Annotated in this window: 15 protein-coding genes; 8 read left to right on the forward strand and 7 right to left on the reverse strand. The window is 68.4% G+C overall.

Annotated features, from left to right (window positions below; genetic code table 11):
* Positions 1-4 precede the first annotated feature (4 nt).
* Positions 5-289, reverse strand: coding sequence for a hypothetical protein (locus tag B1790_RS22575; protein WP_369832406.1), 285 nt, complete (start codon positions 287-289; stop codon positions 5-7).
* Positions 290-506: 217 nt separating this feature from the next.
* Here B1790_RS22575 and nth point away from each other — a divergent pair, with 217 nt between their 5' ends.
* From nth to marP, 4 genes are read left to right on the forward strand one after another with little or no spacing between them, the layout of a single operon-like run.
* Positions 507-1187, forward strand: coding sequence for an endonuclease III (gene nth, locus B1790_RS22580; protein ID WP_233165268.1), 681 nt, complete (start codon positions 507-509; stop codon positions 1185-1187).
* Positions 1188-1201: 14 nt separating this feature from the next.
* Positions 1202-1858, forward strand: coding sequence for a TlpA family protein disulfide reductase (locus B1790_RS22585; RefSeq protein ID WP_079925522.1), 657 nt, complete (start codon positions 1202-1204; stop codon positions 1856-1858).
* Complete coding sequence (locus tag B1790_RS22590) at positions 1858-2646, forward strand: CoA pyrophosphatase (protein WP_079925531.1); 789 nt, start codon at positions 1858-1860, stop codon at positions 2644-2646. The genes B1790_RS22585 and B1790_RS22590 overlap by 1 nt, the downstream gene beginning before the upstream one ends.
* Positions 2643-3830 carry an acid resistance serine protease MarP gene (gene marP / locus B1790_RS22595; protein WP_079925523.1) on the forward strand — a complete coding sequence of 396 codons (1188 nt, stop codon included), beginning with the start codon at positions 2643-2645 and terminating at the stop codon, positions 3828-3830. The genes B1790_RS22590 and marP overlap by 4 nt, the downstream gene beginning before the upstream one ends.
* Here marP and B1790_RS22600 read toward each other — a convergent pair.
* The gene (locus B1790_RS22600; RefSeq protein WP_079925532.1) at positions 3827-4732 is read right to left on the reverse strand and encodes an alpha/beta fold hydrolase; all 906 of its coding nucleotides are present in this window, start codon (positions 4730-4732) and stop codon (positions 3827-3829) included. The two genes, marP and B1790_RS22600, sit on opposite strands and share 4 nt — an antisense overlap.
* A 77-nt stretch (positions 4733-4809) precedes the next feature.
* Positions 4810-5310, reverse strand: a complete 501-nt coding sequence (locus tag B1790_RS22605) for a phage holin family protein (RefSeq protein ID WP_056552728.1) — start codon at positions 5308-5310, stop codon at positions 4810-4812.
* Between the two features lie 147 nt (positions 5311-5457).
* On the opposite strand from B1790_RS22605, the gene B1790_RS22610 reads away from it, so the two are divergent.
* Complete coding sequence (locus B1790_RS22610; protein WP_369832405.1) at positions 5458-6180, forward strand: S1 family peptidase; 723 nt, start codon at positions 5458-5460, stop codon at positions 6178-6180.
* A 22-nt stretch (positions 6181-6202) separates the two neighbouring features.
* Here B1790_RS22610 and B1790_RS22615 read toward each other — a convergent pair whose 3' ends face one another.
* Positions 6203-8038: an NAD(P)/FAD-dependent oxidoreductase gene (locus B1790_RS22615; protein ID WP_079925524.1), complete on the reverse strand. Its 1836-nt coding sequence runs from the start codon at positions 8036-8038 to the stop codon at positions 6203-6205.
* Positions 8039-8165: 127 nt separating this feature from the next.
* On the opposite strand from B1790_RS22615, the gene B1790_RS22620 reads away from it, so the two are divergent.
* The 3 genes from B1790_RS22620 (at position 8166) to B1790_RS22630 (ending at position 11379) form a co-directional block, all read left to right on the forward strand.
* Positions 8166-9227: a 2,3-butanediol dehydrogenase gene (locus B1790_RS22620; protein ID WP_079925525.1), complete on the forward strand. Its 1062-nt coding sequence runs from the start codon at positions 8166-8168 to the stop codon at positions 9225-9227.
* Positions 9224-10024, forward strand: a complete 801-nt coding sequence (locus B1790_RS22625; RefSeq protein WP_079925526.1) for an acetoin reductase — start codon at positions 9224-9226, stop codon at positions 10022-10024. Before B1790_RS22620 ends, B1790_RS22625 begins: the two co-directional genes overlap by 4 nt.
* Before the next feature lie 77 nt (positions 10025-10101).
* On the forward strand, positions 10102-11379 hold the full coding sequence (locus B1790_RS22630) for a helix-turn-helix domain-containing protein (RefSeq protein WP_079925527.1): 1278 nt from the start codon (positions 10102-10104) through the stop codon (positions 11377-11379).
* A 61-nt stretch (positions 11380-11440) separates the two neighbouring features.
* Here the strand turns inward: B1790_RS22630 and adh are convergent, their stop codons facing one another.
* From adh to B1790_RS22645, 3 genes are all read right to left on the reverse strand, one after another.
* Positions 11441-12964: an aldehyde dehydrogenase gene (gene adh / locus B1790_RS22635; protein ID WP_079925528.1), complete on the reverse strand. Its 1524-nt coding sequence runs from the start codon at positions 12962-12964 to the stop codon at positions 11441-11443.
* A gap of 95 nt (positions 12965-13059) precedes the next feature.
* Positions 13060-14328: a GAF domain-containing protein gene (locus B1790_RS22640; protein WP_079925529.1), complete on the reverse strand. Its 1269-nt coding sequence runs from the start codon at positions 14326-14328 to the stop codon at positions 13060-13062.
* A gap of 90 nt (positions 14329-14418) precedes the next feature.
* Positions 14419-15413: AMP-binding protein (locus B1790_RS22645; protein WP_142271455.1), on the reverse strand; the 995-nt coding region annotated here is incomplete at its 5' end.

Here is a 15413-nt window from a genome sequence, read left to right on the forward strand (position 1 = left end):
AACGCTACACACGATAAGCGTGCCGAGTCGGTCGAAATTCCGTATTCGATTCGTGCGGGATGATCACGCGCGTCGGCAAATGCCGAGCCGAATCGGTGAATACGCTTTCCCGGCAGACGTCGTCGTATCCGTCGTCGAGCAATTCATAGCTCCCGACGACACCCGTGCGCGCCGCGGGTTTGGCGCAGTCTGCCTTGGCCTGTTCGAGGAACGCGGTGACGTCCGCGGGAGACACGGTGTCGTCGTCCAGACCCGCCTCCAAGCGATCAAGCCCGAATGTTGCCAACATCAGCAACACCGGGATGAACGCTACGAGCAACCAGGACACATGGCGAAGTAAACACGCCGAAGGTCTCGGCGGGGTCACGAATTGCCACCGGTCCGCGCTTAGACTTGTCGGTTCTCTCAGTAGGCTGATGATCGTGACAGCGCGCGCAGTGGCGGCCCCGAAATCCGCCAAGTACGACAACGAAACTCACACCGGCCTGGTCCGGCGGGCGAGGCGGATGAATCGCACGCTCTCGCAAGCCTTTCCGCACGTCTACTGCGAGCTCGACTTCACCAACCCGCTGGAGCTTGCCGTCGCGACCATCCTGTCGGCGCAGAGCACCGACAAGGGCGTCAACCTGGCCACTCCCGCCCTGTTCGCGAAGTACCGCACCGCGGCCGACTACGCCGCCGCCGACCGCGAGGAGTTGGAGGCACTGGTCCGCACCACGGGCTTCTACCGGAACAAGGCCAATTCGCTGATGCGTCTCGGTCAGGAGTTGGTCGCGCGCTTCGACGGCGAAGTGCCGCGGACGCTCGACGAGTTGGTGACGCTGCCGGGAATCGGCCGCAAGACCGCCAACGTCATCCTGGGAAACGCCTTCGACATTCCCGGCATCACCGTCGACACCCACTTCGGCAGGTTGGTGCGCCGGTGGCGGTGGACCGAGCTCGAGGATCCGGTGAAGGTCGAGTTCGCGATCGGCGACCTCATCCCACGCAAGGAGTGGACGCTGCTCAGCCACCGGGTGATCTTCCACGGCCGCCGGGTGTGTCATGCCAAGAAACCGGCCTGCGGAGTGTGCGTGTTGGCCAAGGACTGCCCGTCGTTCGGCCTCGGCCCGACGGATCCGTTGACCGCCGCCGCGTTGGTCAGGGGTCCCGAGACCGAACACCTACTGGCGCTGGCCGGTCTGTAGAGCCTTCCTGCCTCATGCGCGCATCAACTCGATGGACCCTGGCCGGGCTCGTCGTCATCGTGGCGCTGGTCGTCGCGTTGTGGCGCGAGGTCGGCGCCGACGACCCGGCCGGGAACCCCGGTGGCGGTCTGTCCGCGGGCGCAGCGAGGGAACACCGTGACGCCGACACCGCCGAGGCGCTGGCGGGTCCTCGCGCCGAGGCCGACCTGCCGCCGTGCCCGACCCCGTCGACCGGACCCTCGCCCGAGGCGCTGCGCGGGATCACGACCGAGTGCGCCGCCGACGGCAGTCGCGCCGACGTCGCGGCGATGGTCGCAGGCCGCAACGTGGTGCTGAACCTGTGGGCCTACTGGTGCGGGCCCTGCGCCGACGAACTGCCCGCGATGGCCGAGTACCAGCGGCGGATGGGGCCTGCCGTGACGGTGCTGACCGTCCATCAGGACGAGAACGAGACCGCGGCGCTGCTGCGGCTGACCGAGCTCGGCGTGAAGCTGCCGACCCTGCAGGACGGTCGACGGCTGGTGGCGGCCGCGCTGAAGGTGCCCAATGTCATGCCCGCCACCGTCGTGCTGCGTTCGGACGGTACGGTGGCCAAAATCCTGCCGCGTGCGTTCACCAGCGCCGATGAGATTGCCGCGGCGGTGAATCCGGCGATGGGAGTGCGCGGTTGATCTCGAACGGTGACGGGGGACCGTCGGCCGCCCTCGATGCCGCAGCGGCTCCGTCCTGGCTGAAGCCGCTGCTCGAGAACGTCGCCGACGTGCCGCGGGCGTACCGCGAGCGGGTGCCCGCCGAGGTGCTCGCCGCCATCAAGGTCGCCAACGCCGCCGCGACGGTGACGGGAACCAAGCGTGACGCCGCCGTCCTGGTGCTGTTCTCCGGGCCGTTCGACTCGCCGTCCGGCGGCTTGCCGCCCGACGCCGACCTGCTGCTCACGGTCCGGGCCTCGACGCTGCGCCAGCACGCCGGTCAGGCCGCCTTTCCCGGCGGTGCGTCAGACCCGGGCGACGACGGACCCGTTGGTACCGCGCTGCGCGAGGCCAACGAGGAGACCGGAGTCGACGTCACCCGGCTGCAACCGCTGGTCACGCTGGACCGGATGTTCATCCCGCCGTCGGGCTTCCACGTCGTCCCCGTGCTGGCCTACTCGCCGGACCCGGGACCGGTCGGCGTCGTGAACGACGGTGAGACGGCGATCGTCGCCCGCGTGCCCATCCGCGCGTTCGTCAATCCCGAGAACAGGTTGATGGTGTACCGCAAGGAGAACACCACCCGATTCGCCGGGCCTGCATTCATGCTCAACCAGATGCTGGTCTGGGGTTTCACCGGCCAGGTCATCTCCGCGATTCTCGACGTCGCGGGCTGGGCCGAGCCGTGGGACGCCGACGACGTCCGCGAACTGGACGTGGCGATGGCGCTCGTCGGCGGCGGCAGCGATTACCGTGAGGGCCCACAATGACTTCGTCGCAGTGGCTTGATCTGGCCGTCCTCGCCATCGCCTTCGTCGCCGCCATCTCCGGTTGGCGCTCCGGGGCGCTTGGTTCGCTGCTGTCCTTCGTCGGCGTGATCCTCGGTGCCGTCGCGGGTGTGCTGCTGGCACCGCACGTCGTCGGTCACGTCGACGGGCCGCGGACCAAGCTCTTCGTGGCGCTGTTCCTGATCCTCGGGCTCGTCGTCATCGGTGAGATCGCCGGTGTCGTCCTCGGCAGGGCCGTGCGGGGCGCGATCCGCAACGGCGGGCTGCGCACCGTCGACTCCGTGGTGGGCGTCGCGCTGCAACTGGTTGCGGTTCTGGTGGCGGCCTGGCTGCTCGCGACGCCGCTGACCTCCTCCGATCAACCCGATCTCGCTGCGGCCGTGCGCGGTTCGCGGGTGCTGTCGACGGTCGACCAGGCCGCGCCGGCCTGGCTCAAGCGGGTCCCGACGCGGTTGTCGTCGCTGTTGGACACCTCCGGGTTGCCCGACGTGCTGCAGCCGTTCGGCCGCACCCCGATCGTCAACGTCGACGCGCCGGACGCCGCCCTGGCCAGCGACCCCGTCGTCGCGGCCACCCGGCCGAGCGTGCTGAAGATCCGCGGGGTGGCGACCAGCTGCCAAAAGGTGCTCGAGGGCAGCGGATTCGTCGTCGCACCCAACCGGGTCATGTCCAACGCGCACGTAGTCGCGGGGTCGGAGAGCGTGACCGTCGAATCCGACGGCAAGACCTACGACGCGACGGTCGTGTCCTACGACCCGAACGCCGACATCTCGATCCTCGACGTTCCCGACCTGCCCGCGGCACCGCTGCAGTTCGACATGCAGGAGGCGCCGACGGGGACCGACGCGGTGGTGATGGGCTATCCCGGCGGCGGCGAGTTCACGGCCACCCCGGGCCGCATTCGCGAGATCATCCAGCTCAACGGGCCCGACATCTATCACACGAACACGGTCACCCGCGAGGTCTACACCATCAGAGGCACTGTTCGGCAAGGCAATTCGGGCGGTCCGTTGATCGACAAGGACGGCAAGGTGCTCGGCGTGGTGTTCGGCGCCGCGGTCGACGACGCGGACACGGGCTTCGTGCTGACGTCCCACGAGGTCGAGAAGCAGATGGCGAAGGTCGGCAACACCCAGCGGGTGTCCACCGACACCTGCATCTCCTAGCCTCGGGCGCCGTAGACGCCCGCGAGGAACCTCGTCAGTTGCTCGTTGACCAACTCGGGGTTCTCCTCGTGCGCGAAATGGCCTGCGCCGGCGACGGATACGTACCGTCCGTGCGGAGCGAACCGCTGCGTGCGACGCACGGGGTCGGACAGCACGTAGGGGTCGGCGTCGCCCCGCACGTGCAGGACGGGCACCGACAGCGGCCGCTTCATCGACTTCATGAAGCGGCGCCCCTCGCCGCGAAGCTGGCTACGGACCGCCCAGCGCTGATACTCCAGCGCCGAATGTGCCGCCGACGGGATCTGGATGGCCCGGCGCATGTGACGCATCGTTTCCGAGAAGTCTTCTGAGGCAAGCCAATTCGCACCGGCCCTGCTGCGCACCACGGTCTCGAGCTCGGCGGCGTCGTCTCGCGTCAGCGACCGTTCGGGCCAGAAGGGCAGCTGATAGCGCATCATCCACGGCAACAGCGCCATGCCCTGGTCGCGGCGCGTCAACGCCGACGCGCGCAGCGCGACCGGGTGCGGCGAGCTGACGACGGCAATGGATCGCACCACCCTGGGGTGCAGCACCGAGGTGGCCCAGCAGACCAGCCCGCCGTCGGCGTGCCCGACGAGCGTCGCGGTCTCGTGCCCGAGCGCACGAACCAGGCCCGCGGTGTCACCGGCCAGCGTCCAGCCGTCGTAGCCCCGTGGCGGCTTGTCGCTGCCGCCGTACCCGCGCAGGTCGACGGCCACGACCCTGGCGCCGCTCAGCCCGCGGAGTTGGTGCCGCCACGACCACCAGAACGAGCCAAAGCCGTGAAGCAGGATCACCAGCGGTTGATCGGCCGACCGCTCGTCGTCGGTCGTGGGGTTGGCCTCGACGACGTGAAAGCGAATGCCGTTGGCGTGCACGTCCATGTGCCGCCACGGGCCGGCGATGCGGGTGACCGACGGATCGGGTGGCGGCTGTGTGATGCGCCCCCGGGAGCGCGCCACTACCAGCCGGAGGGATCTGCCGTCGGCGCGGAAGGCTTCACCGGGGTCCTGTCGCCGCCGGGCGTCAGCGCGACCCGCGCCTCCTTGACCGACTCGATGGTCTTCCGCGGGCCCCTGATCTTTCGCACCTTGAGGTAACCCAGGAACGCCAGCAGTCCGGTCGTCAGCAGCATCAAGCCGAAGACGATCAGGTCGGCCGCCCACTTCTGCAACCACAGGTCCAACAGGTCCGAGACGAAGAAGAAGAAGAAGAACGTCGAGTAGAACAGGACGACGAGGGCGAGGATGAAGTAGACACTGCCCGTCAGACCCTTCTTGACGTCGCGGGTGATCTCGGCGCGTGCCAGTTCCACTTCGGCGCGCACCAGCGTGGACATCTGCGCCGTCGCATCCTTGACCAGGTCGCCCACGGAGGGGTCGGGCTTCGGTGCGTGCGGATCCACCAATGGAATCGAGGTCACCGTCGTCGGAACGCCGCTCTTGCGGTCGCCATTGCTCACGGACACGTCCTCCCCGTTCGATGTACAGTCCCGCAGTTCATGGGGGTCGGCGCCCATGTTGCCATGTCGAGGCCTCTGCAACGATTCCGGCCGACGTTAGACTGGCGGCGCTTGGCCGTCGGCCGGGGCAGTGCCGGAGGAGGTTCCTTGCAGTTCGTACGAAGTCATCGGAGTCAGCTCGTCCTGTCCGCGCTCTTCGTCGTCCTGGTAGCCGCCCTGACCACACCTCACCCCGCGGTCTCCCACGCCGAGGACAAGGTGGTCCTCGGGGGCGGGTCGGGAATCGTGATCGACGGTGACACCTTCTGCACCCTGACCACCATCGGCAACGACTCCAAGGGCAACCTCATCGGATTCACCTCTGCGCACTGCGGCGGACCCGGCGCGCAGGTCGCCTCGGAGCGCGCCCAGTCCAGCGGCGTCGTCGGCACGATGGTCGCGGGCAACGACGGTCTCGACTACGCCGTGATCCAGTTCGACCCCGCCAAGGTGCAGCCGGTCAACTCGATCGACGGCTTCGAGATCGACGGCCTCGGACCCGATCCGGTGTTCGGTGAGAACGCCTGCAAGCTCGGCCGCACGACGGGCCAGTCGTGCGGCGTCACCTGGGGCCCTGGCGACAAACCCGGCACCATCCTCAACCAGGTGTGCGGCCAACCCGGCGACTCGGGTGCCCCCGTCACGGTGAACAACCTGCTGGTCGGCATGATCCACGGCGCCTTCAGCGAGGACCTTCCGACATGCGTGGTGAAGTTCGTCCCGTTGCACACGCCTGCGGTGACCATGTCGATGACCTCGGTGCTGGCCGACATCAACGCGAAGAACCGACCGGGCTCCGGTTTCGTCCCGGTCGGCGCTCCTTCTGCTTGATTCTCGGCTCCGCCGAGGTCGCCTAGCTCAGGTGGTGCACCTCCTGTAGCCCGTACACCGGGGTGGGCAGGCCTTCGTAGCGCGCCTTGAGCTGGAGCGCCAGATACAGCGAATAGTGCCGGGACTGATGCAGATTCCCGCCGTGGAACCACAGGTTCTCCTGCTGCGTCGGCTTCCACATGTTGCGCTGCTCGCCCTCCCACGGGCCCGGGTCCTTCGTCGTCCCGCTACCAAGACCCCAGACCTTGCCGACCTTGTCGGCGACGTCCTGGCCGATCAGGTCGGCCGCCCACCCGTTCATCGAGCCGTACCCGGTGGCGTAGACCACGACGTCCGCGGGCAGCACCGTGCCGTCGGTCAGCACCACGGCGTCCTCGGTGAGCTTCTCGACCTGACCGTGCGCCAGCTTGATCGTGCCGTCGGCGACCAGATCGCACGCGCCGACGTCGATGTAGTAGCCGGAGCCGCGGCGCAGGTACTTCATGAAGAGGCCGGAATCGTCGTCGCCCCAATCCAATTCGAAGCCCGCCGCGGTCAGCCGGTCGTAGAACTCCTTGTCGCGCTCACGGATGGCGTCGTAGACCGGGATCTGGAACTCGTGCATGATCTTGTACGGCAGCGAGGCGAACGTCAGGTCGGCCTTCTCGGTCGTCATCCCGGACGCCACCGCCCGCTCCGAGTAGAGGTCGCCGAGACCGATGTCCATCAGCGAATCCGACTTCACGATGTGGGTCGAAGAGCGCTGCACCATCGTCACGTCGACGCCGTTCTCGACGAGCGCCTTGCAGATGTCGTGGGCGGAGTTGTTGGACCCGATCACCACGGCGCGCTTGCCGACGTAGCGGTCCGGGCCGGGGTGCGCGCTGGAGTGGTGTTGCTCGCCGCGGAACACGTCCTGACCGGGCAGCGTCGGGATGCTCGGCTTGCCGGACATGCCGGTGGCCAGCACCAGCTGCGTGGGGTGCAGCGTCAGCCGTTCCCCGTCGCGGTCGATCTCGACGGTCCACTTCTTCTCGGCCTCGTCGAAGGAGGCGGACAGGCAGCTGGTCTTCGACCAGTACGGCACCTCCATGACCTTGGTGTAGAACTCGAGCCAGTCGCCGATCTTGTCCTTGGGCGCGAACACCGGCCAGTTCTGCGGGAAGGGCATGTACGGCAGGTGGTCGTACCAGACCGGATCGTGCAGGCACAGCGACTTGTAGCGCTTGCGCCACTGGTCGCCGGGGCGGTCGTGCCGGTCGACGACGATCGCCGGAACGCCGAGCTGACGCAGCCGCGCGCCAAGCGCGATGCCGCCCTGACCGCCGCCGACCACCAGCGTGTACGGCTGCTCGCTGCGGCCAAGGGCCCGTTCTTCGTCCGCCCGCTTCTCCGCCCACGACCTGGTGTCGGCGTCGGAACCGTGCACCGCGCCCAGCACGCGGGTCACGCCCTTGCGCTCCTCGTGGCCCTTGATCTCCTGCATGGCCGTCAGCAAGGTCCATGCGACGTCGTTGCCGTCGGCGTCGGTCTTGATGCGCAGGTGCCCGGTGCCACGACCGACCGCGGTCTCGAATTCGATGAACGCGGAGGCGACGTCGCCGTCGGCGGTGGCCTCTTCGCGCGTGCGGAAGCCAGACGGGCTGGTCTCGGCCAGGCGTGCATGCAGCATGTCGGCGACGCCGTCGCGCCCCTCGACGGTCTTGAGGTTCCAGGTGAAGGAGACCAGGTCACGCCAGAAGCAGTCGACGGCGAACATCGCCACCACCCGCTCGACGTCACGCACGGCCAACGCCGCCTCGAAGTTGGCGAGCCAGGCGTCGACGCGAGCCTGTGGGGTGAGGGCCGCTGAGGCCGGCTTCTCAATCGTTTCGGTCATGTGACCCAGAGCACACCACCGCGGCATCGGCCGCAAGGGTTGCAGCGGGTTGCAGCGGGTTGCAGCGCGAGCGTGCAACGGGGTGCAACTCTTTCGGAACGTGGCCGCCGTCACATAGACATGGCTCATGAGAGCAGCTGTGTACTACGGACCCAACAAACTCGAGGTCGCCGACGTCCCCGAACCCCATCCCATGCCAGGCACCGTCAAGGTCAAGGTCGGGTTCAACGGCATCTGCGGCACCGACCTCCACGAGTACTACGCGGGCCCCATCTTCATCCCGACCACGCCGCATCCCTTGACCGGACAGCAGCTGCCGTTGACCATGGGCCACGAATTCTCCGGGATCATCACCGAGGTGGGCGAGGGCGTCACCGACTACGCGGCCGGGGATCGGGTGGCGGTCATGCCGCTCTACCGTTGCGGGCACTGCGGGCCGTGCCGGGCGGGCACCTACAACATCTGCCAACAGATCGGCTTCCACGGCCTGATGTCCGACGGCGGCATGGCCGAGTACACCGTCGTGCCAACCGACATGCTGCACCGCCTGCCCGACAACGTCTCAATGGAACTCGGCGCCCTCGTCGAGCCGATGTCGGTGGCGTACCACGCGGCCACCCTCGGCGAGCCGAACGCCGACGGCACCTCGATGGTGTTCGGTGCGGGCCCGATCGGCATCGGTCTGTGGTTTGCGTTGCGTGGCAAGGGAGTCGAGGACGTCTTCGTCGTCGAACCGTCGGCCACCCGGCGCGAGTCGATCGAAGCGCTCGGCGCCCGCACGCTTGACCCGACCGCGGTCGACGTGGCGGCCTTCATCGCCGACCACACCAACGGCGCCGGTGCCGACGCGGTGTTCGACGCCGCCGGCGTCGCACCCGCGGTCGCGACCGCACTCGCCTGCGTCGGGGCGCGCCGGCCGATGGTCAGCGTCGCCATCTACGAAAAGCCCTTGACGACACCGCTTCTCAATCTGGTGATGAACGAATCCCGCATCCAGGGGTCGCTCTGCTACACCGCAGCGGACTTCGAAGCGGTCATCGCCCTGATGGCCGAGGGCAGGTACGACACCACCGGCTGGGTGACGTCGATCCCGCTGGACGACGTCGTCGACGAGGGGTTCGAAGCGCTGCACGCGGGCACGAAGATGAAGGTCCTCGTCGACCCCTCCAGTGCGGACGCGGCGTCGTGAGCGGGGCACTGGACGGCAAGGTCGCACTGGTCACCGGTGCCGGGCGCGGCATCGGGCGTGGCATCGCGTTGCGGCTGGCCCGCGACGGCGCGGACGTCGCGCTGGTCGACCTCGGGCCGGACGGAATCTCCGCGGTTGCCGAGGAAATCGCCGGACTCGGTTCGAAGGCAACCACTTTCGTTGCCGACGTGAGCGACCGCGACCAGGTGTTCGCCGCCGTCGACCACGCGGCGACCACGCTCGGCGGTTTCGACGTCATGGTGAACAACGCCGGCATCGCGCTGGTCGCCCCGCTACTCGACACGACGCCGGAAGACGTCGCCAAGATCTGGGCCGTCAACGTCGACGGCGTGCTGTGGGGCATCCAGGCCGCGGTGACCAAGTTCAAGGAGCAGAACAACAAAGCTGAAGGAAAGATCAGCAGGATCATCAACGCCTCCTCGATCGCGGGCCACGACGGGTTCGCCATGCTCGGCGTCTACAGCGCCACCAAGTTCGCCGTACGCGCCCTGACCCAGGCCGCGGCCAAGGAGCACGCCGCCGACGGCATCACCGTCAACGCCTACTGCCCCGGCGTCGTCGGCACCGACATGTGGGTCGAGATCGACAAGCGGTTCGCCGAGCTGACCGGCGCCGCCGAGGGCGAGACATACGACAAGTTCGTCGGAGGCATCCTGCTCGGCCGCGCGGAGACCCCTGACGACGTGGCGGGCTTCGTGTCCTATCTGGCCGGCCCCGATGCCGACTACATGACGGGGCAGGCGGGGCTGATCGACGGGGGTCTTGTTTTTCGATGAGCGCTTGCGCGAAGAGTCGACTGCCTGGGATGAGCGCTCGTGGCTTTTGAATGTGATCTGGAGCACAATCAGGGGTGATGCAAGACCTTTCCTCTCCCGAACCGGCCGTCGCGGTCGGTGAGGACCCGCGGCACTACGCGCGGCTGATGTCGGCGGTGTACGACGCGACGATGTCGGGTGCCCGTGCGCCCGCCCGCCCACGGTCGGTGATCGAGGACTCCTGGCAGCGGATGATGGCCAACGGCCTTGCGCCCGATCGGCTGTCGGCGCCCGTCGTCGAACTCGCGGGTCTCGAGATGCTGCGCAAGTCCTCTGGTCTGCTCGGCGTCCTCGACGAGGTGTCGCGGAACCTGGAGTCGCTGATCGCCGACGGGGACAACATCCTCGTCGTCGCCGACGCGCTGGGGCGGGTGCTGTGGCGAAGCGGGTCGGCCTCGGTGCTCAACCACGCCGACCGGCTGGGTTTCATCGAGGGCGCGCACTGGGGTGAGAGCGCAGTCGGCACCAACGCCATCGGGACCGCGCTGGCCTCCAACCGGGCGGTGCAGGTGTTCTCCGCCGAGCACTACCAGCGCAGCCATCACCCGTGGACGTGTGCGGGAGCACCGATCAAGGACCCGCGCACGGGCCAGGTCATCGGCGTCGTCGACGTCTCAGGGCCTGCGGCGACGGTGCACCCGACGACGGTCGCCCTGGTCGACGTCGTCGCGCGGCTCGCCGAGTCGCGGCTGCGCGAACAGCACGACCAAACCCTGAACCGGTTGCGGGCGGTGGCCGCGCCCATCCTCGCGCGCATCGGCGCGCCCGCCCTCGCCGTCGACCAGGACGGGTGGGTGGCGGCGGTGGACTCGGTGCCGATGCACAACCGAATCCTGTTGCCCGTGGAGATCGCGCCCGGCCGGGCCTGGGTGCCGCCGCTGGGGATGTGCGAGATCGAACTGCTGCCCGGCGGGTGGTTGGTGCGCCCGACCGACGACGACGCCACCCCCGGCATCTCCCGCGTCACCCTCGACGTCCGCGACGCGGGGGCGCCGTCACTGGAGATGGTCGGCCAGTTCGGCTGCTGGCGGCATGACATCTCGCCCCGGCACGCCGAAATCCTGTTGATCCTTGCCACGCACCGCGACGGGCGGTCGGCGCCCGAACTCGCCGAGGACCTCTATGGTGACCGGTCGCGCGTGGTGACGGTTCGGGCCGAGATGTCGCGCCTGCGAAGGCAACTCGCGGGGCTGGTGCACGGCCGGCCGTATCGCTTCCCGCAGGCCGCGGTCGTCGACGTCTGCTACCCGCCGGACCGGGCGACGTTGCTCGCCGCCTCGACGGCGCCGGCGATCAGGGCCATGCGCCTGCCGTGAACGTGAAGAAGTGCGCGAGATCTCGAGCATTTCTCGCGCACTTCTTCACATTCGGCGGGGGTTAGAAGAAGCCCTGCGCCTTGTTGCCGTAGGACACCAGCAGGTTCTTGGTCTGCTGGTAGTGGTCGAGCATCATCTTGTGGTTCTCGCGGCCGATGCCGGACTGCTTGTACCCGCCGAACGCCGCATGCGCGGGGTACGCGTGGTAGCAGTTGGTCCACACGCGACCGGCCTTGATGTCCCGACCGGCGCGGTAGGCGGTGTTGCCGTCACGGCTCCACACACCGGCACCGAGGCCGTAGAGGGTGTCGTTGGCGATCGAGATGGCCTCGTCGTAGTCGCTGAACGACGTGACGGCGACGACCGGGCCGAAGATCTCCTCCTGGAACACCCGCATCTTGTTGTTGCCCTCGAAGATCGTCGGCTGCACGTAGTAGCCGCCGGCCAGTTCGCCACCGAGCTCGGCACGCTCGCCGCCGGTGATGACCTTGGCGCCCTCGTCCTTGCCGATCTCGATGTAGGACAGGATCTTCTCCAGCTGATCGTTGGAGGCCTGGGCGCCGATCATCGTCTCGGTGTCCAGCGGATCGCCCTGGCGGACGGCCTTGGTGCGGATCGCGGCTTGGGTCAGGAACTCGTCGTAGATGTCGGCCTGTACCAGGGAGCGCGACGGGCAGGTGCACACCTCGCCCTGGTTGAGGGCGAACATCGTGAAGCCCTCGAGCGCCTTGTCCTGGAAGTCGTCGACCTGGGCCATGACGTCGGAGAAGAAGATGTTGGGGCTCTTGCCGCCCAGCTCCAGGGTGACCGGGATCAGGTTCTGGCTCGCGTACTGCATGATCAGGCGCCCGGTGGTGGTCTCGCCGGTGAAGGCGATCTTCGCGATCCGGTTGCTCGACGCCAGCGGCTTGCCTGCCTCGACGCCAAAACCGTTGACCACGTTGACCACACCGGCGGGCAGCAGGTCACCGATGATCGACATCAAGTACAGGATCGACACCGGGGTCTGCTCGGCGGGCTTGAGGACCACCGCGTTGCCTGCGGCGAGCGCGGGAGCGAGCTTCCATACCGCCATCAGGATGGGGAAGTTCCACGGGATGATCTGCCCGACGACGCCGAGGGGCTCGTGGAAGTGGTAGGCGACAGTGTCCTCGTCGATCTGTGACAGCGAACCCTCTTGTGCGCGAAGGGCTCCCGCGAAGTAGCGGAAGTGGTCCACGGCCAACGGGATGTCGGCGTTGAGCGTCTCGCGGACCGGCTTGCCGTTGTCCCACGCCTCGGCGACGGCGATCGACTCAAGGTTCTGCTCGATGCGGTCGGCGATCTTGTTCAGGACGATCGCACGCTCGGCGGGTGAGGTCTTGCCCCAGGCGGGAGCCGCGGCGTGGGCGGCGTCCAGCGCCTTCTCGATGTCGGACTCGTCGGACCGGGCCACCTCGCAGAACGTCTTGCCGGTGATTGGCGTCGGGTTCTCGAAGTAGCGGCCGGCGGTGGGGGCGACCCAGTCACCGCCGATGTAGTTGTCGTAGCGGGAGTCGAAGGTCATCACCGATCCCTCGGTGCCGGGCCGCGCGTAAACAGTCATGGGTTCCTCTCCAACGAACGGGTCGACATCACCCAGTAAGTGTGTCGGTCGTCACTGAAGATAGGCGAAAAGGGGTTGCATCACGGTTGCACGGTTCAGCCGAATTCGAAGTCGAGGCCGGCGAGGTGTCCATCGGCCCTGGCCCGGTCCACCGGTTCGGCGCTGTCGTACAGTCGCCGCCACCCGTCGCGGTCGTCGGACCCCTCGGGCAGCTGCAGCCAACGGCGGAGCAGCCCGAGATCGCCGGTCGCCATGACCGCGCAGCGCAGGCTGGTGCTCAACTCGGTCCGCACCCGTCCGACGGCCGGTGACACCGACTTGCTCAGCAGCGGGCCGGCGTACGCGTCGAGGGCCGCCGCCACGTCACCGCGGGCCAGCGCGTCGAAGACCTCGGCGAGATCGCTCGAGATCGGTGCCGTCAGCCGGTAGGGCCGCGACGACAACAGTTCGGGGCCGACGACCCTGCGCAGCCGCGACATCTCGGCCCGGATGGTGACGACGTCGAGGTGCCCGTCGTCCAGCAGCGTGGCGAGGTGGTCGGCGCTCAGGCCCTCGGGGTGTCTGCTCAGCAGGACCAGGATGTCGGCGTGCCTGCCGGTGAGGGTGACTCGGGTCGGTCGGCCGTCGCCGCCGGTGCTCTCCCACCGCGGCCGGTCGGCGCCGAGGACCCTCAACCGTGTTGGTGGCAAACGCGATTCGACGCGAGGCGCTTCGGCGAAGCGCAGCAGCGCGAGATGGTTCTCGACGGCCACCACGGTGGCGCGGACCAGGGCCAGGGTCTGGGACGACGAGACGTCGTCGCCCCCGGTGAGGTCGATCGCGCCGATCAACGTCCCCGTCACCGGGTCGTGCACCGGAACCGCCGTGCAACTCCAGGGTTGGACCAGGCGGGAGAAGTGCTCGGTGCCGCGGATCTGCACCTCGGCGTCCAGCGCAAGCGCGGTGCCCGGCGCGTTGGTGCCCGCCCCGCGTTCGCTCCAGTCCGCGCCGGGGACGAAGTTCATCGACTCGGCCCGACGGCATGCGGTGGCGTCACCCTCGACCCACAGCAGGGTGCCGTCCGCCGCGCTGACCGCCACCATGACCCCCGAGGACCGCGCGTCCTCGACCAGCAGTCGGCGGATGACCGGCAACGCCGAGGCCAGGGGATGGGTCGCCCGCATCCGGGCCACGCTGAGCGCAAGGTCGGATGACTGGGCGCCGCCGCGGTCGGGGTCGACGCCTCTGGCCAGGCTGCGCTGCCAACTCTCGACCACGACGCGGCGCAGCGGGGTCGACGCGAGGTAGGACGCGTCGACCTCGCCCGCGACGAAGAGTTCGTGGACCGCGCGGACGTCGGCGTCCGCCGCCTTCGATGAACTCACCGGTGATCACGCTCCTCGCGAGGCGTGTCGTCGGCCCGCGTGGGAGCCACGATAGTCCCGTTGGCCGCCGACGGGCCCTGTCTTTCGGCCCTACTTGCTGGCGCGAATGGCCTCGAAGACGCTGGGGTCGACCAGGGTGGAGGTGTCTCCGAGCTCGCGGCCCTCGGCGACGTCACGCAGCAGGCGCCGCATGATCTTGCCGCTGCGGGTCTTCGGCAGTTCGGGGACGACGTGAATCTCCCGGGGCCGGGCGATGGGGGAGATCTCCTTGGCGACCTCAGCGCGCAGCTCCTCGACCATGGTCTCGGCGCCTCCGTGAGCTGACGCCTTCAGGATGACGAAGGCGCAGATGGCCTGGCCGGTCTGTTCGTCGGTGGCTCCGACGACGGCGGCCTCGGCGACGCCTGAGTGCCCGACCAGCGCGGACTCGACCTCGGCGGTCGAGATGCGGTGTCCGGAGACGTTCATGACGTCGTCGATGCGGCCGAGCACCCAGATCTCGCCATCCTTGCCGTAGCGGGCGCCGTCGCCGGCGAAGTACCAGCCCTGCTCGGCGAAGCGTGACCAGTAGGTCTCCTTGAAGCGTTCTGGGTCGCCCCAGATGCCGCGCAGCATCGACGGCCACGGCTTGTCGAGCACCAGGTAGCCGCTGGCCTGTTCGCCGTGGTCGGTGCCCGGCTCCAGCTTGTTGCCGTCGTCGTCGACGATCATGGCGGAGATGCCCGGCAGTGGGGTCATGGCCGACCCCGGCTTGGCGTCGGTGACGCCGGGCAGCGGGGAGATCATGATGGAGCCGGTCTCGGTCTGCCACCAGGTGTCGACGATCGGGGTCTCGTCGGCGCCGAAGACGGTGCGGTACCAGCGCCACGCCTCGGGGTTGATGGGCTCGCCGACCGAGCCGAGCAGGCGCAGGCTCGACAGATCGTGCTCGGCGGCGATCTGGCGGCCGAGCTTCATGAACGTGCGGACCAGCGTGGGTGCGGTGTAATAGATTGTGACACCGCACTTTTCGATGATCTCGAAGTGCCGGTGCTCGGTGGGCGAGGTGGGGGTGCCCTCGTAGACCACCTGGGTGACGCCGTTGG

This window comes from Mycobacterium sp. AT1 (assembly GCF_002043095.1).
In the GTDB taxonomy this organism is placed as follows: Bacteria; Actinomycetota; Actinomycetes; order Mycobacteriales; family Mycobacteriaceae; genus Mycobacterium.